The 24,514-nt window shown below is 44.2% G+C and carries 13 protein-coding genes; all 13 read right to left on the reverse strand.

The window, feature by feature from the left end; translation table 11 throughout:
- Positions 1–2,775, reverse strand: coding sequence for a glycoside hydrolase family 2 protein (locus J4N23_RS02625; protein ID WP_207425451.1), 2,775 nt, complete (start codon positions 2,773–2,775; stop codon positions 1–3).
- On the reverse strand, positions 2,775–4,223 hold the full coding sequence (locus tag J4N23_RS02630) for a sialate O-acetylesterase (protein WP_242689048.1): 1,449 nt from the start codon (positions 4,221–4,223) through the stop codon (positions 2,775–2,777). The genes J4N23_RS02625 and J4N23_RS02630 overlap by 1 nt, the downstream gene beginning before the upstream one ends.
- Position 4,224: 1 nt before the next feature.
- Complete coding sequence (locus J4N23_RS02635) at positions 4,225–6,072, reverse strand: exo-alpha-sialidase (RefSeq protein WP_242689049.1); 1,848 nt, start codon at positions 6,070–6,072, stop codon at positions 4,225–4,227.
- The gene (locus J4N23_RS02640; protein WP_207425452.1) at positions 6,072–7,004 is read right to left on the reverse strand and encodes a glycoside hydrolase family 43 protein; all 933 of its coding nucleotides are present in this window, start codon (positions 7,002–7,004) and stop codon (positions 6,072–6,074) included. The genes J4N23_RS02635 and J4N23_RS02640 overlap by 1 nt, the downstream gene beginning before the upstream one ends.
- A gap of 91 nt (positions 7,005–7,095) precedes the next feature.
- Positions 7,096–8,517: a glycoside hydrolase family 140 protein gene (locus J4N23_RS02645; protein WP_242689050.1), complete on the reverse strand. Its 1,422-nt coding sequence runs from the start codon at positions 8,515–8,517 to the stop codon at positions 7,096–7,098.
- A complete protein-coding gene (locus J4N23_RS02650) occupies positions 8,517–11,678 on the reverse strand; it encodes a DUF6298 domain-containing protein (RefSeq protein ID WP_242689053.1) in 3,162 nt (1,053 codons plus the stop codon). The genes J4N23_RS02645 and J4N23_RS02650 overlap by 1 nt, the downstream gene beginning before the upstream one ends.
- A 350-nt stretch (positions 11,679–12,028) precedes the next feature.
- Positions 12,029–13,657: a polysaccharide lyase family 1 protein gene (locus tag J4N23_RS02655; RefSeq protein WP_207425453.1), complete on the reverse strand. Its 1,629-nt coding sequence runs from the start codon at positions 13,655–13,657 to the stop codon at positions 12,029–12,031.
- Positions 13,658–13,929: 272 nt separating this feature from the next.
- Positions 13,930–15,588: a polysaccharide lyase family 1 protein gene (locus tag J4N23_RS02660; protein WP_207425454.1), complete on the reverse strand. Its 1,659-nt coding sequence runs from the start codon at positions 15,586–15,588 to the stop codon at positions 13,930–13,932.
- 44 nt (positions 15,589–15,632) lie between these two features.
- Positions 15,633–16,820: a DUF3826 domain-containing protein gene (locus tag J4N23_RS02665; RefSeq protein ID WP_207425455.1), complete on the reverse strand. Its 1,188-nt coding sequence runs from the start codon at positions 16,818–16,820 to the stop codon at positions 15,633–15,635.
- Between the two features lie 277 nt (positions 16,821–17,097).
- The gene (locus tag J4N23_RS02670) at positions 17,098–18,339 is read right to left on the reverse strand and encodes a hypothetical protein (RefSeq protein WP_207425456.1); all 1,242 of its coding nucleotides are present in this window, start codon (positions 18,337–18,339) and stop codon (positions 17,098–17,100) included.
- A gap of 37 nt (positions 18,340–18,376) precedes the next feature.
- The gene (locus J4N23_RS02675) at positions 18,377–20,260 is read right to left on the reverse strand and encodes a RagB/SusD family nutrient uptake outer membrane protein (RefSeq protein WP_207425457.1); all 1,884 of its coding nucleotides are present in this window, start codon (positions 20,258–20,260) and stop codon (positions 18,377–18,379) included.
- 10 nt (positions 20,261–20,270) lie between these two features.
- On the reverse strand, positions 20,271–23,504 hold the full coding sequence (locus J4N23_RS02680; protein WP_207425458.1) for a TonB-dependent receptor: 3,234 nt from the start codon (positions 23,502–23,504) through the stop codon (positions 20,271–20,273).
- Positions 23,505–23,773: 269 nt separating this feature from the next.
- On the reverse strand, positions 23,774–24,466 hold the full coding sequence (locus J4N23_RS02685; protein ID WP_207425459.1) for a DUF3826 domain-containing protein: 693 nt from the start codon (positions 24,464–24,466) through the stop codon (positions 23,774–23,776).
- Positions 24,467–24,514 lie beyond the last annotated feature (48 nt).

Consider the following 24,514-nt stretch of genomic DNA (forward strand, 5'->3'; position numbering starts at 1 on the left):
TTACTTTCCTGAAAAGTCGAAATATAAAACTAAATCCAGCGCCCTGGCAGGCTCCTTCTCATAATCATAAAAAATATTTTTCATGGCCGACGGACCGCTCCTGTCTGCTCGCTGAGTTTTTGTACCAATGCCAGAAATTCCGTGCATGAAGGAGATATCCCCGGAAGGGAAAATAGGCTCGTAGTTGTGCCATTGGTCGGTTTTCCACGCTGGCGTAAACAAGCGAAGGAAAAGATCTTCATTTTCGGTCACCACCGTGAAGGGCTGCTCGGTCGTAATAAACTTACACCAGTACATATTAGAATGATAGCCTTTGAATTCTGGATACACCCACTGTTCGCCGGTTTCTGTGTTATTGTAGGTTTTGCTCCAGATGCCGAATTGGTTTCCCTTGATCCGGTTCTTCCAAACGCGATACGGACCGTTGCCCATGTACTCAACGCCTTTGATCTTATTTTCGGGGAAAGAGAAGTTGACGCCGGCGAAGTTAGTAAGATACTCAGCCGGGAAATACTTCACGTTTAGTTTGATCCAGCCTGAAGGATAGATCGTCCACTGCAAAGTATTGTAAGCAGATTTCCTATCGAAAGTAGATTCAATGATCAGGTTGTTACCTTCCATTCTGTGTTTGATGTTCTGGAAGTTAGTCGCTCCCTCCTGAACAATTGGTCCATTATTAAACGGGATTACACCCTTAGCATTTCGCACGCTCTGTAAAATTCCTGTTCGCTTGCTGAAAGCCAGGTTAATTCCATTCACTGCTACTTTGTAAAGTGTGTCGACTTCTGTGATGCTTATCGTACCACTTCCCTCTTTTGTAACAAGATTTGCTGCTTCCTTTTTGGGCAGTGTTATTGGGAAGCTCCAGGTGAAAAGTTCGCGCTTGTGCGGGTCGGTAGCGGTAACGTACAACGCATCGAAGCTTTGCCAGTTAGCCGGAAGAGCGACTTTTACTTGTCCCTTCTCAAAAGGTCCGACATTAGGAGCTGTCGAGGTTCCTGAAATAGTGGTAGCAGCATTTTTAAGGTTTACCAGTCTCCAGCTGAATTTGCACTGATTCAGGTTGGTGAAGTGATAGCGATTCTCTACATTAAAGTTTCCGTCAAACCCTGGAGCCATTTCTCTGTGTTCAAAAAACACCGGGCTCCAAACTTCTTTTATCGTATAAAAACTTCCTTCTTTTTCATGATATGGACCCACGATACCATCAGCTCCGCGATGTTTATCTGTATCAAGAATTCCTTTCAAATCTGTCCGGACCACGCCCTGATCAGCAAAATCCCACAGGAAACCACCGGCAGCATGAGGATGATACAACATCTCTTTCCAGTAGTCATCCAGGCTGGCGCCGTGTCCGCCATCAAACTGTCCGTGCAGGAATTCGGTAGGCATAACGATGCTTTTGCCGTGCATATAGTTCCCTATACCATAATTGTATTCGCGATAGTGTTGCGTATCGAAACCGCCAAAGTCTTCCCATGGATGAACTACAGGACGTTTTTGAATGTCCAGCTCGGCGAAAAGATGGTCCAGCTGGCGGTTATGCCCGCCTTCGTTGCCGTTCGCCCAGAAAATGATAGAAGGGTGATTCACATTATGAGCGATCATCTCTTTCAGCAACTTAGAACCTGTAGGCGTATCATAGTGCCCGTGCCATCCTGCAAGTTCATCCATTACAAATAAACCCAGAGAGTCGCAGACATCCAGAAAATGATCGTCGGGAGGATAGTGAGACATGCGCACAGCGTTCATGTTCATATCCTTCATCAGTTGAACATCTGCCACGCTGATCTTTTCGCTGGTAGTACGCCCTGAGGTTGGCCAGAAGGAATGTCGGTTCACCCCTTTGATTTTGATCTTTTTGCCGTTCACGTACACGCCATCCCGTTCTTTCACTTCAACCGTGCGGAACCCGATCTTCTCGCTGATCGAGTGCACTTCTTTTCCATCCTGATAAAGCGTAAACACCGCCTTGTAAAGGTTGGGCCACTCAGGCGACCAAAGAGCGGGATCTTTAAATTGAGCAGAAACTACCGTGTAATTTCCTGAACGGGAAAGCTGTTTTGCCTGAACTTTTTTTCCGTATTTTTTGCCATCGGCCGTAAACAGCTGAACTTCGAGCCTATCTGCATTTCCCTGCAGGTAAACCTGAGACGTAAACGCGCCATTAGCTTTCGCGTCTATTGCTACTCTTTCAATATGCGATTGTGGAAGGGCCTGCAAATAGACCGGACGGAAAATACCGCCGAAGATCCAGAAATCTGCTTTCCGTTCTGCCTCATTTACAGAAGCATTCGCCGAATGCTTTGAAACTTTTACTTCAAGTAAATTAGTGGATCCATAGTTCAGCAAATCGGAAACATCGTAACGGAAAACATAAAAGGCTCCCTGATGCACCGGGCCCGCCGATTTACCATTGATCTTTACTTCTGTATCCGTCATCGAACCCTCAAAAACAATGTTTATCTTCTTTCCTTTCCAGCTTGCAGGGACGTTAAAGTTGTGTTTATAAAAGCCTTGTTCCTTTCCACGCACTGAGTCTTTAGCAAAGCCGTAGTCGTATTTTCCAAAACCTTGTAATTCCCAATTGGAGGGCACGGGGATCTTAGACCATTTGTTGGCGTTCATGCCCCCGGTTACCATAAAATCCCACTGCACGGTATTGTCGTTGCCGGTTCCTGATAGGAAAAGCGTTTCCGTTTGCTGTGCCTTAACGAAGGTGAAAGACAAAAAGCAAAAAGCAAAAAGGATTATATATCGTAGCGTCTTAATCATTATTGTTTTGAATAGCTGTATTGCTTAATCAAAGGATTATCGGTTCTAAACGGTTGCGCAGGTAATCCTTCTTTGTTATAAAAATTTGGTTGAGCTGTTTCTTCCCAGGCAAAGCGCACCGCGACTGGCTTATTCACTGTTGCCGATGACAACACCAACTTATCTCTTTTAATCTCTGCCGTGGCGGTTACAAACTTGCCGTCTTTTCCGGCGATGATAAAACCGGTTAAAGGTTTACCATCCTTGCTTATGAGTCCGGAACCGCTTGAGGCAAATGACAGGTGAGCCTTTCTACCTTTCACTTTCATCTTTTTGAAAACGGGTCCTGAGGCGACCAGATCTTTAAAGCCGTAGGTTTTGTATAATGCAACCAGAGCAAGTCGTCGTCCTATTTCCCATTTGAAGCCGGGGTGAATGTCATCCAAATTATCAACCAGATCAGTGGTCTCGATCATGCCCGTGTTAGGAATCTTGAGCGCCATGGCCTGGGCTTCCCTGAATTCTGGCAATGCTTCTTTAGTCAGTTGAATTTTGCCTTTTGATTCGGAGTATTTAAATGGCGCAATTTGAACGTAATAGAAAGGCATTTTTTCATCCGACCAAGCCTTTCTCCAACTGTTAATCAACACCTCCATCTTCTGAGTATAGGTGATCCGCTCGTTAAGGAAGCAGTTTGTCTCGCCCTGGTACCACAAAAATCCCGCTAAGGCGAAAGGAACAAGAGGTTTGATCATGGGTTCGTAGAACTTGCCCGGATCGTTACCCACCTTTTCATCTTTGAAGTACCTTGATTGAGAGAACGCTTCTGCGGAAACCCAAGGCTCCAAAGCACTTCCCGGAATGGCAGATGAAATCATCCCCACTGGTACGTTCAACTTTCCATTTACCTCTTTTGCAAAGAAATAGGCAGCGGCAGAAAATGAGCGCAAAGCAGAATCGCGAGCAACGCTCCATCCTTTATGTCGTGGATCCGGCTTAGCCAGTTCCTTCCTGTTCACCAGAAAGATCCGGATATTTGGATTCTTTGCGTACTGCAGCTCGTCGACGGGATTAGGCTCTATAGCAGGTCGTCTCGTTATCTTGCTATTCTTCCGCATGGTATATTCCATATTTGACTGACCGGAGCAAAGCCAAACCTCTCCTACCAGGATATCGTTGAGTTGGACGGTATTAGTACCGGTGATGGTTAAAGAGGCAGGAACAGCAGATGCTTCTAGAGGATCAAGAACCACCTTCCAATTACCCGCTGCATCAGCCACCGTTTTTCTTTCCTGTCCTTTGAACTGCACAGAAACGCGTTCTCCGGCAGCTGCCGTGCCCCAAACAGGAAGAGGCTTATTTCGTTGCAGCACCATGCCATGCCCCAAGATCCGGGGAAGCACTATCTCTGCCTTAGCAGAGAAAGCGGAAAGCGCAATGATTACACAACTAATAAATCTCTTCATCATTCTAGTAAGCTGATGTTTTAAATGACTTGATATAGTAGACAGCCTCAGGAACCGGAGTACCTGGGTTTTCTAAATCATAACTTTGGTCTGTAGGAGTATCGGCATCCGGAAAACGACGAACTTCGCCGGTTCTGAACACTACCCGTTCAAAGGAAGGCACCTGGGCGAACTGGATTTTAGCACCTCGGCTTTGTCCGTTCACCAAAATATTATAAATACGCTTGTCGCGATCCAACTCAATACGAACAGTGTAGGGCTTACCAGCTTCGTACTTCATAATACCCGAATTACGGTAGCCTACCTTGGCCAGGAACATCCCCTGATCATCAAAAATCAGACGGGAAGCGGCAGATCCCTTCGCATCAGTAAATTCTACGTGCAGCGTTCCTTTGTCGCTTTGCGCCGGAATCACTGTGAACTCTACCGCGACTTTTTTGGACGCAGGTATAACCCGCTCAGCCTTTGCGTAATCGTAGCGGTCTTTATCACGAAGTACCAGGGCATTAGCACCATCAGGAGCTTTATCCACAGATACGGATGCCCACATCGGACTGTAAATATTCCACAGCTTCAAATCAGATAACTTGGTAAACTGACTGAAATTTTCATTAGCATGAGAAGTAACTTTAGAGGTGATTGGAACAGGAACAGCAGCCACCCACATATCCTCCTTGTTCATGCTGTAAGTAAGCCACATCTTCCCGTCAGGAGGATTGCCGTTTCCTTCCAAAATCCCACGAATGTATTGAGGTCCGTAAGACTTATAGTTTCCGCCATAGCGCATTGGAGAAATCTCACCGTTAACAAGCAATAAATCCTTGTACTCAAGTCCGTTATCACTTGTAGAAACAGCCAGGGGCCAACGGAACTCAGAAGGATTGTAAACGGTAGCAAAACGCCCGTCCGGAGTACGTTGTCCCCAGATCTTAGCATTACTGTTGACAAATCCCGGCGCCCTTAACGGCTCGTACTTCCAGGATTTTCCACCATTGTTGCTGATAGAAGTCAGGGCATGTTTCCATAAACCTACTACTCTCCCATCGGGCAAATGATAATAACTAAAAGCTTTAACTTCTTTCTTTAATGGGATCAGCGGATCATTCCGGTCAGCTTCTTCTACCCATTGCTGCATCATCAGTGGATTAGCAAGTAACTCATTACAAGCAGCGATAAAGCCTTTGTCTTTGCTCTTTGTATAGAAGGGGAATTCTGATTTCTTTTGGTCCCAGGTGGAGTTGTAGCGAATAAAATAGATCGGGCCGAAGCTGCCGTCTTTCTTGATTTCGCGTACTACCCGCCCAATTCCTTTACCATCGTTCGGGTCATCTTTTGCGTCAAGCGCAATACCATAGTAACCCAAAGCCAGCAAGCGGTCGTTTTTTGCAACAAAGAAACCCATGCGCTGGTGCATGATGGAATACAGATCTTTTGCTACACCCGGATGTCCTTCTTTTTTCCAGCCGTCGGGTACTTTGTAAGGAGGGAAAATAACTACCGGTTTCGACCAGTTATAGCCATCTTTAGAAGTGTGCATAACCGTCTGACTTGGCGGAATATGCTCGCCAACAGGATCACTCAGGTATTCAAGGAAAAAAGTGTTATTCCAATACGCCAGCATGGGCGCGTGGTTGTAAGTCCAGTTGAAGCCATCGGCCAACTCCGGGTGCTCCCGGTTTGCCCGAAACATTTGGATGTTATGAACACCAACTGCCGGCGCTAGCTGCCCGTGATGGTAGTCTACATTTGAAAGTGTGCTTCCTGTATAACGAATGGTGTCCTGCGCCTGAAGGTTCGAAAACCCTAAAGCAGCAAGAGCTGTGAAACTTATTGTATTCCTTAAATTCATCATTAGTTTTTCCTTGTAGTATCAAGGCCTGCAAATTCTTTCAGCCCCTTTAAAATTCTCTTATTTGCTTTAAATATCGTCCCATGCTTATGTCCTTCCGGTACGTTTGTCTCGGCAGAAGCATCTTTAAATGTTTTAAAATCGGTGGTTTTTACGCTGCCATACTTCTTATCGCGATAAGAATCAAAATAAATCAGATACTCATCTCCCACTTTAGCAACGGTTGGTCCCTCTGTGAAATTACCTGTGAAAGGCTCCGAAACATTGGTAAAAGGACCTAGTGCTGTTGGACCGAAAGCCACTTTGATGTTCCGCATAGGTCTGGTATTATCTTTTAGCACAAGCACGAAATCATCCGCCTTTCGCCTTACAATCACTGCATCAATTACGCTGAAGCCAGGATCAATAAAAAGCTTTGTAGGACTAAATGATTTAAAATCTTTCGTGGTAGTGTAATACATCCGGTGGTTATTGTCTTCATCCTCCAGTTTCTTTGGAAAGCGGAACGGTATTGTAGATGCCCAGATAATGACGAATTGCTTATTGTCCTGGTCATAAAACAACTCCGGCGCCCACACATTAACCGTTGTTGACTCATGCTCCATTACTGGGATAAACTTCTGCTCCGACCAGTTCACAAGATCTTTGGAAGACGCGTAGCCGAAGCCTTTATCGCCCTTCCAGCTGCTGGTCCATACCAGATGGAAGGTACCATCGGGGCCTTTTACAATCGAAGGATCACGCATTACTTTCTGCTGACCTATTTCCGGCTTCAGAAACACCTTGTCCAAATCGTTCCACTTGTAGCCATCGTGGCTGTAAAGAAAACGAAGTCCCTGATCGGCCGGCTCATGGAAAGAGCTGAAGATGTAAACTTCTTTCGAGCAGGAACCGAGTATGATGATCAATGTCAGAAGACCTATTAGTCTTTTCATTATCTAAATTTTAGAATTAATTCTGTTAATGCCTAACGCAGACAGGGTTCGAAACCCTGTCTGCGTTATTTCTCGCAAACTTAGTTGCAAACTATTTTGAATCCAGGATCAACACCCAATCATTCCCGTCTTTTACTTCTCCCGGTGGATTAAACTCCTGAGTGCCTTTATTATCAAACTCGCCGATCTCTGTTGTCTTTCCATCGCGTGGATTGAACCAGGAAGCTTTCACCTTTTCGCCCTCGATCTTACCCATTGCCACCGGAATGTTTCTTCCATTATAGGCGTAGATAAATGCATAATTCTTTCCGCGGGTTGCTAAAAGGCGATTGTACTTCTCCCCGTTCTGACCGGCAATCAGCGACTGATCCGGAACGCGTTCGAAGAATGGACGGGAAAGCATCAGATTTTTCAGATGGATCATCTGACCTGCACCTGGTGCATGAATAGCCGAGCTCCAGAGCTCCTTAGATCCGTAGGCACTTCCTTTATCGTAAGCGCTGTGCATTTGCATCACCGAGTTTTGGCCGTAAGTATACCCGAAAGCACCGGAGAATACAGACCAGTAGCCGTATCTTCTCACATCGTAGTCCTTCCAGCGTATCTCTGTAGTATCATGTAATCCATGAGGAATTCCTTCATAAGATGGTTCACCATCAATGGTAGGTTTTACCGGACTGAGTGCCCAGTCGTACTCCATAAATTTCCAGTTATCCTCTCCGAAATGGCGCTTTTCGTTGGCTGAAGTATCCTGATCGTATCGACGGTGACCCGACTGCACCATGTTGAAATCCAGCCATTTTTCGTTATGGAACCACTCAGAAGAAGCGGTTCTTCCACGTGGGTGGAACGTCATCAAGTGGGCCGTATCTATTTGTTTGATGGTTGTTCCTAAAGTTTTCCAAACATCCAGCGAATCACTTCCCTTAATATCACCCCCATTTAGCCAGATGATGTTCTTCCTGTCTTTATATCGCTTGGCTAAAAATTCACCGTAAACCTTAGCTTGTTGCTGGGTTACTTTCCCTTCTTTTACGTTTGTTCCCCAAACAGGAACCATCGCCATGTAAATTCCCTTCTCGCCAGCTTTGTCAACAATGTAATCTACATGATCCCAGAAATCGTACTGAACTGAGTCAGTAGCAGCATTTCCCTGCGTGGTATCAGGCCGGGCAATATCTGCATCCACCAAAGCTGAATCCCCATAAACGTTAACGGCTGGGACGGTATGTAAAACCATTACCTGAACAACATTAAAACCTTTCTTCTTTCTGTCCTCCAGATAAGTGTCAGCTTCTTCTCTCTTTAGCTTGTTGAACAATAACCAGCCTGTATCGCCTAACCAGAAAAATGGCTCCCCATCCTCTGTGGTAATATAGCGGCCATTCTCCGAAATCTGAAGCGCAGAAAGTCCGGTAGATGTAGATTCTTTAGTTGCAGTGCAACCGGCGTATGCCAGCGCAGCACAAGCCAGGATATAAAGAGATTTACGCATTGATATATGTTGTTTCATTATTTTTTCGTGATCCAAATTAACTCAGGTCCTGAAGATTGTTTAGCAACTTCAACCGTAGCACCTGTTTTCAAAGTTTCTGCTTTCGACCTGCTTTTTCCTGTTTTAGGATCCAGTCGCTGTACCTTCGCCGACTCACCAAATCCAGTCAGGTTCAACTTCAGAGGAGCATCCGACTCGTTGTAAACCAAATAACCTTTCTCCGGAGAATACAAAGCGAACTGGTTAGCCGGTTTTCCTGGCAGTTCGTACACCTTCATCCCGGAAACGGCAGCAAGAAACTCTTTATCAAAGGACACATTGGCCATAGAACCGCCAGCAAGAAATGCAGCTAACCCATAGGAGTCATAGTTATCGGCGGTGTACATCACTGCCTTTTCGGGAAATTTCTGGCGATATTCGCTTACAGCACGATACACTTGGTCAAACGAAGTTTTTTTAGGACCCAGTAACCGGGCGTGCTGACGGGGAGCAAGATTTAAACCTCCTTTTGGTTCGTAAGCTGTTCCGTTAGCCTGATAATGCCAGTATTTTATATCGATGATATCTACTGCCGCGGCTCTTGCAGGATCAGCAAGGATAGCATCCTGAACGTCTTTGGTAGTACTCAAGGCCACCAAAGCGTTTTTTCCTTTCTCTTTCTCCCATTCCTTGATGACATCTAACCAGAACTGTACAAAATGCAGAGGTCCTGTGTATTCTGCACTAATAGATTGGATGACTCCTGAGTTGCCGGCGAAATTATCAAGGCATTTTCTGATGTAGGCACGATGCAAGTCGCGATAAGCAGGATCATCTAAATTATAAAAGTTCTCGGCGTAGAAAATACGCTTGTCTCCGGCATAATTAACCGGTTCCGGAAACGGAGTGTTGTTGATATTATTAGCGGGACGCCAAGGAAAATCGGAATAATGAGCACCTGCTTCAATTATGTTGTGTTGAAAATAATTCTGATGGATCAGCATCAGGCCTTTCTGGTCGGCGAGGTCGGCGAACTGTTTTAAACGATTCCAGTACCACTTGTTGTACTTCGTTAAATCGTATTTGCTTAAACCATCCCAGGCAGTACCCTGACCGCTTCTTGCAAAAGGCAGCTCGTAAAACGGAGGCCACACTTCACCATCCATCCGGCGCACCCTTTCGTGATCATCGCGGCGACGTTCGTACCATAATCCATAATTATGATCAAGAGCGACAATATTGTTGGAGAGCATGTTATTGCTTACACTGTCCAAATCATCAGTTAAACCTCGTCCGGTTTTGCCCGGAACAAAACGAGTAACGTGAGATTTTGCCTTCGTGGCGAAATAAGGGCGTGCCGACCCCGACCACCATGGAACTTCCTGTTTACGGCCTGTCACAATTTGATCGCCCCGCACGATCCATCCATTTTTTACCGCCATCGCTGGTGCAAGCGATGCTGGTTTAATTTCTTTAACGCCTATCCGATCGATCGTTTTAACACCTCTCGCCTCGGTAGGGATTGGGTTCCTTGAAGACGCAAGGTCAATAAAGTCGATAAGCAATGCTGGTGGCTTTGCTGCCTCTTTGGTGAGCGCCATTGCGACTTCAACTTTGGGACTGGTCGATGCCTCTGGCCCAACGGGAAGGAGCACTTCCCTTGATTCCGCCTGTTGACCCAGGCGTTGCTTCAATTGGGCGTAGTAGAAGCTTCTGGGCTGCACATGTTCATTAGACATATCCCAAAAGCCGTTCCCGGCAAACTGCGCCCAGTTGCCGATCGCCCAGTTTTGGGCTGTTGGCGGGGCGTAATTATCTATCCGTGCAGCCGCACACTGCCAGATCATACTATTCGCTGCAGTCCAGCCCGCTCCCTGTGCGTCCTGATTTCTGTTGAGCAGACTAAGCGCGTTACCATCAATATTTACGATGTCAAACAAAACACCGGAGGCCCAGCTGTCGATAGTACCGCTGAAGCTAAAGGGCAAATGAGATTCACACTGAACGAAGGCATTCGGACCGGCAGCAGTGAAGCCAACCGCAAAGTCGTGGTATCCGAATTCGGAATATAGTCGCTGGAAAAGAGTTTGTTGTCCGGAAGTTAAAAAGGTATAACGACGCTGACCAGCAATTTCAGAAATTGGTGCCAATGACTTACAGTCTTCCACTGTAACTCGTCTCGCTGTCTCCAAGACGTTGACAGCCGATCCCGCAAAGTGCTTGAATACCACCTGACGCACCCAGGCGTCTTGCACGTTTTCCAACACAACCGCCATCCACCGGTGGTCTTCATCTTTTGAATTAGACTTATCGTATGATGACTGAAGCTGAATATTTTCTACTCCTACATTAGCAATCCTACCGTTCCAGGCATAAGGAACAATGGTACCCGCGCCAAAGCGAGCATCCAAAGCGGTAGTGACAGGCGCATCGATGGTTATTTCGGTCCCGTTGATAGATACAATCTTGCGGTCCCATGTAAGATCGCGAGTTCCCGGCTTCCAGCCTAATGCTGAAATACCACCACCAAACTCGTTAGCTCCAAGCACATCAATCCATTCTTTAGTGGAGGGACGTATTACCTGGATCATGTCGCCGGCTTTCAAACCAGCAGTTGACGCTACCCGAAACTTCATAGCGTTAACAGGAACATAACTATCTGTAATCTTGATCGCTTGTTTACCGCTCAGGTTATTGATCCCTTTGACAGAAATGAGTGTTTGGCGATCGTCGCCGGCACCAAGAAGGATCGTTCCTGCATCCTGCATTCCGCTGCCGCGAAGCACTACTCCAGAAGCTTTGATAACAAGTCCGCCATTAACCTGATAGGTTCCTTTCTCCAGCAACACAGCTCCTCTGAATCCGTCCTTTCCGACGGGAAGAGAAGCAACGTAATCAAGCGCCGACTGAATTCTTGCCGTAGCATCTCCCGCCTTTACAGGAACTGTCACCTTAACCGCGACATTAGGAATAGCACTTTCTCCAGCTTTATAGCCGGCATATGAATAATCAGGGATTCGATTTCCAAGAGAATCAGGATTATAGGAAAGACTTCCTTTTGGACCGATCGTAATAGGAGCTACAGGTTTTTCAGGCTGTTTCTTCTGCGCAAAAACAGTAGAAGTGACTGCTAAAAAAATAAAGGTCTTTAATCCAAGTCCCTTTACCAAGTCCTTTAATTCAATATCTAAGTGTTTCAAAGCTAATTTTATCTATTGGTTAATCCCAGATCGGTTTCCCGATAAGCAATAGTGCGAGTTTGAAAATTTGATTAGTTCTACGTGTCTTACAAAAATAAAATTAGATGCGTCGGCCTTTCTATATCATTTTCTCCAGCTATTATACAATCTTACCAAATCCCCTAAACATCCTTAATTCCTCTCAAAATGCCCTTCCATAATAACGATAATAGTTCTGGAAGTGAGGAAACTGTCAGGCGCAACCTGCCTTTCCAGCTAATTTGTTACAATCTCATAAAAAATAAAAGGGGGATGAGCCCCCCTTTACTTGCACTAACCAAATGCAAACCAATTATTAAAATATGAGATCTTTAAGGCTTTACCATATTCATCGGAACCACACTATTCAGGTACTCCTCGATATTGGTATAACCGTCGTTATTTCTGTCTTTGCTTGCGTCAGCAGCGTTTTTGGGATTTAAGCCATTTTTTGTTTCCCAGCTGTCAGGCATACCGTCATTATCTGAATCTTTGTAAGGCGTTCCCTTGTATTCTGGATACCCTCCTACCTGATCCGGATGTGTAATAATTCCCAGCTTATATGAATCTTCCGGCAAACGGCGTTTGATAAATTCTTTACCAATTCCAGTTGGCCCTCCTTCTTTATAGAAGATTTTCCCGGTCTTCACCTGTTCTACCACCCTTGCGTCCACAGCATCTCTTTTAGGAAGCGTTGCTCCTACGTTAGCCAAAACATACTCGTAAGCTTGTTGAGCCGGAACAATTTTCACCGGAGCCATGGGGAATGGTTTATCAGAGCGGATACTGTCAGTATAGCGACCTGCGTCAGGCATGTCCCCTATCTGAATCCCGCCATCCCAGTTATTTTTTGTTACTTTTTCGTTTCCTTCAACGATATTCCCATTGGCATATACTCTACCGTAAAGCGTTTTCTTGTCGGCTGAACGACCTGCCTCCGGCTTTAGAATCCGATGCCCGATAGGCTTGTCTTTCGGAGTTATTGGCCCTGGTTTGTAGTAATTATTGATGAAGTTGAATAAAGAGCGGTCATCACCACCGTCGGCACTGCGATTCCACCAATTGAAGATAACATTATTAGCGAATCCGAAATCGCCAAACATCCCGATAGATGGGTTGCGGCTGATATTACTTGCCCAAAGGTTACGCATGAAGGTGCTGTTCAGACCTCCGATTGTACTTCCAAAGGAGTGATTATAGGTATCCAGACATTCCGAAAATATAGAATTCTGAATGGTAACATTTACTGTAGGAAGTTTTTCCTGCTTTGATCCTCCTCGATCGTAAACGTGGCGGTACATGGACATATTCTCGTCCAGTCCCCAGCTTGCTGAAACGTGGTCGATAATGATATTTCCAACACCGTTCCCTCCCAGAGCATCATCGCGGCGGGTTACTTCTGTACCTCCGCGACGGAATCGCATAAAGCGGATCACTACATCGTGTGTATCAATCCACAACGACTCCCCAGCTACACATACACCATCACCAGGAGCGGTTTGACCAGCTATGGTAATATAAGGTGCACGAACAATGATCGGGCTCTTCAGATTAATAATACCCGCTACATTAAAGACTACGATCCGGGCACCACCCTGTTCACAAGCTTCCCGTAAAGTTCCGGGACCGCTATCTGCTAGGCTTGTAACGACATACACTTTTCCACCACGTCCCCCGAATGAATAAGCACCTCCCCCTTCAGCACCTGGAAAGGCCGGTATTTTGGCCTGTGGCAGATCAGAAGGTTTTGCAGCCCATGGAATGTAGGGCTTGCCGTTCTTACTATCTTTCTCGACTATAGGCAAGGCTTTCGCCCAAGCCGCTTCCGATCTCTTCTTTTCTTCGTTCAATTTCTCATCCGCTGCAGCCTGAACTGCGGGTGGAATTGTCGGGTATTGCGCAAGCGCCGTTGCCGAGCTAATTAATGTAGCTATAAGAACCGAGCCCAAGTATTTCTTCATCCTGATAAACTAAGTGGTGTTATTTATTCCTTTGATATGATCTCCGGGAATTGGTTTATTACCTTGGTTAAAAGTATTATAACTCAAAGATATTAAGGCACTAAGCTTATTTTATGTAGGATTTTTACATGCTTTTATACCATATTACCCTCAGCAGTAAGTATTATGTTACAAAATTGCTTCTCACCGGCGCCGCGATTCTCCCCGGCGTAATAACAAAAAAGGGATTGCAGCAACTGCAACCCCTCGGTATTCATAGGTAGCTAGTATTATTAGTTCGGTTTTACGATATTCACTGGCACTACACTGTTCAGGTAGTCTTCAATGTTGGTATAACCATCGTTATTTTTATCCTTGCTGGCGTCGGATGCATCTTTAGGATTTAAGCCGTTCTTAGTTTCCCAATCATCCGGCATCCCATCGTTATCAGAATCTTTGTAAGGTTTTCCTTTGTATTCAGGATAACCACCTACCTGACTGATGTCGGTGATGATACCGTTTTTGTAGGAGTCGATTGGCAATCGTCTGTGTTTGAATTGTGTTTCAGGTAGCTTTACATTCTTTAATGGGTTCACTTTACCTGTTCTTACCATTTCAATTACACGGGTATCCACCGGATCTCTTTTTGGCAACGTAGCTCCGGTGTTAGCCAACACATACTCGTAAGCTTGTTGTGCCGGAAGAACCGAAATCTTAGCCATCGGGAACGGTTTATCAACTTTCATTTTTGCAAAATAGCTCTTCGCTTCTGCTAAAGTCATTAGCTCACCATTTTTGCCTTCCATCTGTACACCGCCATTCCAGTTGTCGCTGGTAACCGCTTGATTGCCTTCTACAATGTTTCCGCTAACAAAAGCACGTCCAAAAGTAACATAAGGCAACTTGCTTCTGCCTGATTCTGGTTTCAGCAAACGATAGCTGATGGGCTCAGAAAGCGGTGTAAGTGGTCCTGGTTTAAAGTAGTTGTTGAAGACGTTATAGTTTGACCGGTAGTCGCCACCATCCACAGAACGGTGCACCCAGTTAAATACGACGTTATTTGCAAAGTTGAACACATCGGCCCAACCAATTGAAGGGTTACGGGCAGCGTTATTCGCCCACAGGTTACGCATGTAAGTTGCATTCTCACCACCGATAGTACTTCCAAAGGCGTGGTTCCAGGTATCCAAAGCTTCCGAGAAGATGGAATTCTGGATGGTAATGTTTACCGTACCCAATTTAGCTTCTTTGGTACCTGTACTGTCGTTGTACATGTGACGATACATGGACATATTCTCGTCCAGTCCCCAACTAGCAGAAACGTGATCGATCATGATGTTTCCGATCGGGTTACCACCGATGGCGTCATCTCTCCGGCCCACGTTAGTTTCCCCTCTTCTGAAACGCATAAAGCGAATGACCACGTCGTGAGTATTGATCCACACTGATTCTCCGGCTACGCAAACGCCATCGCCAGGAGCAGTTTGTCCGGCAATCGTAATGTAAGGAGCACGTATAATCAACGGGCTTTTCAGACGGATAATACCTGCAACGTTAAACACAACGGTACGGGCTCCACCCTGCTCACAGGCTTCGCGTAAAGTACCCGGGCCGCTATCAGCAAGACTTGTTACTACATATACTTTACCACCACGACCACCGAATGAATAGGCACCACCACCTTCAGCACCCGGAAATGCAGGAATTGCAGCCTGAGGAAGATCAATTGGTCTTGAAGCCCATGGTATGTAAGGCTTTCCCTGCAGCGCTTCTTTTTCGATAATAGGAAGTGCTTTTTGCCACGCAATCTCTGACTGACGTTGAGCTTCGGCCATCATCGCGGCAGAGGCTCTCCCAACTTCTTCTGGTACGCTTGGGTATTGCGCATAGGAGGATTCAGCTACACTGCAAACCGCCGCAGTTAGTACTAATCCTTTGAAAAACTTGTTCATTTTAATTTCGATTATAATTTATATAAGTTGTGGTTTCTAATGTATTATTTGCCCTGCTCTTTAGCCAACTTCATTTTCGCTTCCAGATCTTCAGTGGCTTTTCGAAGGTTATATCCCTGCTTGGATAAATAGTTATTTGTACGCCCCCGGTACTTAATGAACCACTTGTGTTGTTCTTTTTCGCTTAACACATTCATCGCGTTGTCCCGAGCTTCTAACAAATAATCCCTTACCTGCTTCTTCTGCGGTTCGGTTAAATCAGGAAGCAGTGCAAGGAAGTTGTCATACTCCTTTTTTAACCCGAACCCTGTCATATAGTCCTTAATGTACTCAACCTGCTCTGGCTTTACACGCCCGTTGAGGTCAGCCACGAAACGATCGCGTTGCTGATCTAGTGCAATCTTGTACTCGCCCCAAATGGCGCTTTGACGATTTTTGCCGACTATTGAAGTATCTTTAACGGCAGCCATAGCGGCGTCTCTTGCTTTGCTAGTCTCCTCAATTTTTTGATACTGGTAAACAATAAGGTTACGGATAATCTCGCGGTCCAAAGGCTTCATGCCTGCAAACATCTGCGACTTGATTATTTCAGCTGCTTTAATATTACCGAGAGCTTTAGATGTCGTGTCGCGTCGTGCAGCCCAATCACTACTCTCCTTCTTCATATCGTAACCAAGACTAGCAAGGTAGTTGGTGATTTTTCCTTTGTACTTGCCAAACCACGCATGTTTGTCTTTAGATGATCCTTCATCCATCGCAAACTCCCGAGCCTCGATAAGGTAAGCCAGAATTTTGTCCTTCTGTTCTCTAGTAAGATATGGAATTTGAAGTAAATAATTCTGGTAAGTAAGCGGTACCACATTATAAGTCATCCCGTTTTTTACGCGGTCAACATCTGCCGGCGAAAGATTCTTCGATAAGGCGGCAATATATTTAGCATGCAGACCCTTTACTTCTACGTCAATCTTTCTCTTAATTGCGCCTCGAGCAGCGGTGTCGCTACCGGCGGTTTTAAGTTGCTCATCGCGTTTGCTGTGAAGTTTATTTAAGCTCTCATACTGATCAGCAATCAGGTCCCGAACTTTCGCAATGTCCTTCTTCCGGCTGATCTCCAGTGTACTAACGATCTTATCTGCACGTTCTTCCGCAACCTTTCGGTAAGAAGACTGACCAAAGGCAAAAATCCATGGCTGCAGGAATAAAATGAGGAGTAACTTATTGGCGTGTTTCATGCTAGTGGTTAGTGTCTGTTAACGAATAATCATGAAGGACAACTTTCAGATATTCATAGTTGGCTGTTTGATAAGAAAGTATACTTAATTCCAAATATCGGCCGAGAACAATTGAAATTATTGTATAATTTTCTCCAGATGGCATAGGATATTAGCATCAAATGTCACGAGACTGATACAGAGAACTAGATTACTATGATTGAAAGTAGATATAGACTGTCACATAAAAAAGGCCCGACATAGTCGGGCCCGAATTTATATTAAACAGCTTATAGTATTAGTTTTGAATTTTAACATGGATTGCAACATACGGCTTCTTGTCAAAATCCGTCGCTAGTCCGGTTACTAAGAACGCTCCAAACTTACCTTCGGGTGTCTTGAAGTACACGACGTTACCAGGCGCTAATCCAGCCTGCCAAGTTGTAAAATTAGTGGAAGTAACGTTTAGCGTTCTGGCCTGTGCCTGAGCCGCAATCACACTTGACGATACCAGCGTATAAAGAAAAGTATTGGTTGCGTTCGTAACTGGCGTGCTAAATACGGTGGCACGCTTTGTCCATGCGCTGATGTCATAAGTAGGAAAAGGATTAGGATTAGCCGTTGTAGAATAATAGTTATATATATATCTCCCAACTTGATTCGGCCTCAGATCAGGAGTTCTCCAGATCCCGAAATCTATATCAGCAGAATTCGCCTGTCCATCTGTATAGCTAAAAGCCGTACCTTTAGTAATAGAAAAAAACGATGGATTAACCTTGGTAGCAGTATCAGGAACATAAATTCTCCTGTTCGAAAGCATTTTAAAGCTTGGATTTACTTCGATAGTTACGTTTTTGTATCCATCTCCAATATATACACTCTTCGAGTTTAGAGCATAGATCCGATAGGTACTTTTACCGTCCCTTTCCATTTTTAATTTAATCGTCCTGGAAAAGCTTCTTCGTTCTGATTCACTCGGAACTATAGGCGTAGTACGTTCAGGACTACTGCTACTAGACCCTGCAACTTTCTCCACAACAACCCCATAAATATCTTCATCGTTGGAAGTGATTGTGTAATCCAAATATACCACCTCGCCATCATTTACGTTGATGTAGTCTGATACCAGTTTTGGATTAACCACAGGGTTACCATGATAAACGACCGTTGAACCCGCAATCCTGGCTCCCGCAGCATTAGTAGCCCACACTTCAAAAGTGGTCTGCGGGGTACTCTTCTTCATCTTAAAAACACCCGCGTACTTGTTTCTTTCGGATGCAAGTGTAGGTATGGTAAGGAGGGGTGTAGTACTACCTGTTTCGGATATATTTATGTTAATCATCTGATTCAGTGTAGGATTACTTGTCGGGGTACTGATTTCAAAATCAATCAATACTTCATCACTATTTAACTCTGAGCTGTAAACCACATCAACATCTTCAAACATATTAAAGATATTTTCCGTGTCTTTCTTGCAGGAGTACATTGTCAGGACACCTAAAAGAAGTAGACTCAACAATCTAATATTTTTATTTTTCATGTCTATATTTTAAAACACTTCTAAGATGACTACTTACTTAATCGGCTAATGGATCAAACGTTCCGCCCGCCCAGCCTATCGTAGGCTGAATATCAATTCCAGAGTTGACAAAATCGTTATGGAATGTATAGAAGTAATGAAATTCAGGAACGCTATATGGCAAATAGTTTCCAGGACTTACTGTTCTAGTTTGAAAATATTTTGTGTAAGTGGCCTTGTCTTCAATATTTAACTTATCTCTGAACATTACGCCGTTAGCATCTACAGCTTCCAGAACACCCTTATCTCTCGGGTTATTCCCGGAAGGAGGGTTAACTAGCAGTACCTCAATAGTCTCCATAAGTCCTGTAAGCAAGTGCATTCTGCGGGTTCTTCGTAAGTCAGAATTACGCTTGTTTTCGAACGCAAACTCGATCATACGTTCATTCAAAATTAGTTCACGCATTTGATCTTTTGAAGATATGGCTCCCAAACCATAATCGTTTCCACTAGCACCCTCTTCAATTTTAGCCCTTTTTCTGATCTCTCTGACCATGTTCTTAGCGGTAGCAAGGTCGCCGGTTTCATTAGCACATTCAGCATAGTTCAGCATCACTTCTGCTAACCGTAACTCGATCCAGTCCATACCATTTCCGCCTAAATTGTTTTGATATCTAACACTTGTCGGTGGGGTAATCGAAGTAAATCTTTTATTATAGACCCCTCTCAAGTTAGATTCATTAATAGCACCGGTGTAGTTCCACTGTCTTCTATTCAAATTTCCGTCTAATGGCCAGACACTTCCATTATAGGCCATAGTTGCCTGAAATCTTGGATCACGATTCTGCCAGAACATGACCTCGTCGTAAGCATAGGCTCCAGATCCTCTAGGATTACCATCCTTCATGGGATATGCATCCAATAACCTTTTACTTGCTTGGAAGCCTTGATGTGCGCCGCCCTGAGCACTTGCTGGTCTGGCCCGGTATTCTCCATCATGTCCTCTTCGCTCTATCGTAGAGGAATAACTTCTTACTAAAATTGCTTCAGTATTCGCCGAGCCTTCTAGTCTGAATATATCTGCATAATTAGGGACTAGCCTCTTACCACTATTATATGCTAGCTCGTAGGCGGCTTTATTAGCATCCAACGCTGTAACCCACCGGTCTTGTTCATTGTTTGGGTTAAACTGAGGGCTTGCCCAATACATCAGAACCTTCGCTTTTAAACAGGTTGCAATTAACTTGTCTATTTTCCCTCTGCCGTTCGCATCTTGCCATACAATTCCTTCCAAATACTCTATTGATTTGTCAAGATCTGACAAAACAACATCAAATATTTGTCTTGCACTAGCTCTTCCTCTAACAGTTATATTATTGGGGTCAATTGGCTCTAAGGTCAAAGGAACTCCACCGTACACTTTAGCTAATTCAAAATAAGTCAAGGCCCTCAAGAAATGATATTGGCCCAGAAATTCCTTTTTCTTAGCATCAGACATCTTTCCTTCAGGGATAAATTTTATTGCTGCATTACATTTTGCAATATCGAAGTATTTGTTCCCGCCCGAAGCGTGATTGTAGGTATTACCCGCAAACCGGACATCGTGATTACCCAATGAACCTTGAAGTCCCAATGCCGCTCTCGCGTACTGGTCTCCTGCGGGAAACATGTTTTCGTCACTAGCCAGGTGTATCCCATACCTGCCTGACATGGTAGAACTGACATTATCCTGATAGATAAACTGGGGAATAACGTTATCATACACCCTGTTCAAATGTAATTGTGTAGATCCTTCAGCATCAAACAATGCAGCAGCATCTATTCCCCCTCTATCAGGGAGTTCAAAAAAATCATCCTCATTTACCTTACAAGCAGAAACACTGGAAGCAATTGCAATAACCAGAACTGCCTTTCTTACTATATTAGTTGCGTAGATTTTCATATCCAAAATTTTATAGGTTCACACTCAATCCTAAAGAAATAGTCCTCAAGATAGGATAATCATAAGCACTCGAGGTATAAGGGTCCTTATACGGAAGTGGGTTTATAATAGTCCACAAGTTATTACCGGTTGCCAATATCCTTGCTCCACCAAGGCCAATCTTATTTGCATACTTAGTTGGAACTCTATAGCTCAACGTAAGGTTATTTATTCTTACAGTTGTACCATCTACAGCCCAAAATGTTGAGTTACGCGTTAGAGAGGGTTGATCAAATCTCGGGAATTTGCCATCCGGATTTTCTGGACTCCAGCGGTCCTTCCATATACTTAAAATATTTCTCGTGGTCGACGGTGCAATTCTAGCTCGGCCATCATAAAATACCTTTCCACCTATTCTGGCAAAGATGTTTGTACTTAAGTTGAAGGCCTTATACCCCAAACCTAAGTTTATACCTGAATTGAACGCCGCATTGGTGTTATTATACATTGGAACCATGTCCCAGTCATTAATAATTCCGTCCTCATTAGTATCTTCAAAATATTGAAATCCTGGCTGGGGAACATCGTTATACAAACGATAATTCGGATTTTTTTCCATAAAAGCATCTACCTCTGCCTGCGTTCTAAACGTCCCTCTATAGATCAAACCAATGTTATTAGAATTGTATCTTCTTGGATCTGTTCCAAAGTCGGTAGCTAGGCCATCGGCCAAATTGGTTTCCAGAAACTCTCCAGGTGCATAGATCATTTTGGTTACAACTGAATTTCCATAGCTAAAATTCACACTCGCGTTTAAGCTTACCTCACGCGCAATCCTAGTTCTGTAACCAATAGTAAATTCTGATCCCCAATTGTAAACCTCCCTATAATTCAATATTGGAGCCTCAAAGCCTGCATATAACGGATATAAATTATTAGCACCCTTGTCGAATCCGTCATACGTGTAGTTCTGGAAAACCTCTACTCCTAAATCAAGCTTGTTATCAAATAACGAAGCTTCTAAGCCGGCGTTAAGAGTTCTCTTTTTCTCCCAAGTAATAGCTGGATTCGGAACCGGTCCGGGATATAAGGAATTTCCATTATTCTCTCCATAGAGATAGCCATTATTTGTATCAATCAAGTATCGCTCCTGCCACATTCGTGCGTTTACACGGTCGTCTCCAGCGATTCCGTAATTAAACTTCAACTTCAAGAAGTTTACAAAAGCTACATTGTCTTTAAAGAAGTTTTCATTACTCACAACCCAGCCGAGACCGATGCTGGGCGATAAGCCCCAGCGGTTGCCTAAAGCGAAGTTTGATGATGCGTCTAATCGGGCAACACCCTCAATCAAGTATTTCTTATTTATATCATAACTAAAACGTCCGAAAAACGATCTTTTTGTACTTTCTGATCTGCCCACCTGCCCTCTCGTCAATCGGTTCGCATCAAAAGCCCAATATTCTTCGCCACCTGGAATTAACTGGTTCTGCCAGTTCACACCTAAAGTTTCATTATTGGCCTCACTTTGCTCGCCACCAACCAGAACACTAAAGCTGTGCAGTCCAAGTGTTTTTGCATACTGAAGTGTAAAGAAGCCCTGGTAACTATTATCTTCAGACAGGGAGGGCGTTATTTGTGCCTCCGAAGCACGTCTGATTCTGGTGAACGGAACCTGAACAGAAGGATTATCAGGATCAGCTGAAAGAGTGGGAGTATTCGAAAATAATTCATTATTATTTCCCATCCTTGCAAAGTTATACAAATTGTAAGGTGCATCATAACTGCGGCTATTGGCACTATTACTTCCCTGAGAAATTTGCAGCTTTGCCGTTAAGCCTTTCAAAAATTGCGGCTCATAGCTTAAACTCGCATTAATGCGGTAGCCACGAGACTTACGATTATTATAGTAGCCTGACTGCAAAAGACCTAGTGGATTGCTTCCATTGTAGTTCACCAGCTGTCCATCTATAGACATTGGAACCCAGCCTGGAACCGAGATTATCCTCTCGAAAAAAGGCGCATCATTCTCTGATAAATTATGTTGTGCTGTCCTTTTATTTTGATCGATGTTAAAAGCAATATCGGCTCTTAATCCTTGAGCTATAGTTGCCGTTGCACCACTTCTAAAAGAATATTTATCAAATTTCATCCCCTGCCAATTCGCATCTTCGTTTTGATAACTACCTCCGGCAAAAAATGTTAGTTTCTCCGTTCCGCCAGACACACTTAGGTTGTGCCGTTGGGTGGCAGCAGGTTTCCATAATTGATCAAACCAGCTTTTGTTATTTAATCCCCTAATGTATTCCAAATCCTGAGGAGAAAAAAACCTTGAAGTCTCCTCATTTCGCAACCGATAAGTGTCGTTCAGCAACAGCGCATGCTCGTACCCGGAAAGCATATCGGGAGTACTGGCCGCATCTGAGACACCGACGTAACCATTATAACTAATACTAGGTTTCCCGGCTTTACCTCTTTTTGTGGTGACCAGTACTACCCCTTTTGCTCCGGAGGCTCCATAAATTGCAGCAGATGCATCCTTCAGGATGGTCATGCTCTCAATCATTGAAGCGTCTATATTATCAAAAGCCTCCTTGGTAACAGTGATACCGTCTACAACATATAACGGCTCGGCAGTTGTTCCGTCAGCAGCTTCACTCCTACTCGAATTTCTAACATTCAGAGTAATAGATGATCCAGGTCTACCAGACACCTGGCTAACACCTACACCTGCAACCCGGTTACGCATAGCACCTGCCAAGTTTGGAGCAGGAATATCCATCAATTCTTCACCTGTTACAGTTGCGACAGACCCTACAACATCCGATCTCTTTTGCGAACCATATCCAACGTTTACCACTGCTTCCCGCAAGGTAACGGCGTCCTCTACGAGCGTCACATCAATAGACGTACGTCCATTAACGGCTACTTCGTGAGTTTTGAAACCAATAAAATTGAAAACCAACGTTTCATTACCAGTCGGTAAATTCAGTCGAAAAACGCCATTAACATCAGTACTGGTTGCCGTTGTTGAACCTTTTATCTTTACCGTTACTCCCGGTAGGGGTTCACCTTTCGCGTCCCGGACCGTTCCGGTAACGTTAACGCGCGCTACCGCTAGGGAACTCTTGTTCCTTGCCGCCTCAGCTGGATTAGCTACCGCTGCTTCGGAGACATTAGTTAACGTAAGCGCTACTAATAAATGAACAAAGGCCGCCTTGCTGCCTCTATTCAGATAACGTTGCTTGTGTAAATTAAACTTCATATTCCTTGTATTGATTAGTTCAAAAATTCTGGCGACAATAGATAAATCAGCCGTTCAACTTATCGAGCAGCTACTGATGATATTAATGTCTCTGTAAATCTTCTAATTCCCTCTTTGAAGAGCCGGTTGACCTGTATTACTGATTGGCGTCTCGTTTCAATTGGTTAAACTTCTATGTCCGAAGTCTATGGTCAAATATCGATTTGAGAACATTCTTTTTTATATAGAATGTTCTCAAAAAATTGTAGGATGTTACCATCCAGGTACTTTTACTTATTGTTCTTCTTCTGTGACTCTTCCTTTATCCTCACCTGCCACTCTTTACTTGCCTTATTCATGTCGATACCGGCCGCAGAAAGATAATTGTTGATTTTCCCTTTATATTTTCCAAACCATCCGTGCTTTTTTTCTGAAGACTCTGCATCCATCGCCTTCTCCCTGGCTTCTGTTAGATATGCTAAAATCTGCTTCTTCTGTTCGGCCGTTAAATTGGGTAGCATTTCCTGGTAACCTTTGTATGTGATTGGTAACACCCGATACGTCATACCGTCTTTTACCACATCAACCTGTTCCGGAGTTAGCTCTTTAGACAAACGGGCCAGGTATTTCCCGTGCAGTTTATCCAGCTGCTTATTCGATTTAGCTTCGAGCTTTTGAATCTTTTTGTCAGCTTCCTCCTTATCGTCTTTTAGCTTTTGCTTTACTTCTTTAACTTTTTCGTTTCGCGAATCGTGAATATTATTCAGATCACGGTATTGATAAGCAATGATGTTCGTTACCCTTTCCTCTTTCTCCGCGTCTCCTAATGCCATTGGTTTCACAATCTTTGCAGCACGCTCTGTAACTACCTTCAGGTAAGCAGCTTCCTTTTCCTTTTTTGTCTGAACTTCCTGTGCTATGCCTGAAACTGTAGCAACAGAAAGCCCTATCGCTATAACTGATTGTTTGAAAAATAAATTCATCTGAATATTGGTTGTCTTTTTTACTGGTTTAAATGAAAGTCGTTACAT

Source organism: Pedobacter sp. SYSU D00535 (assembly GCF_017355855.1).
In the GTDB taxonomy this organism is placed as follows: Bacteria; Bacteroidota; Bacteroidia; order Sphingobacteriales; family Sphingobacteriaceae; genus Desertivirga.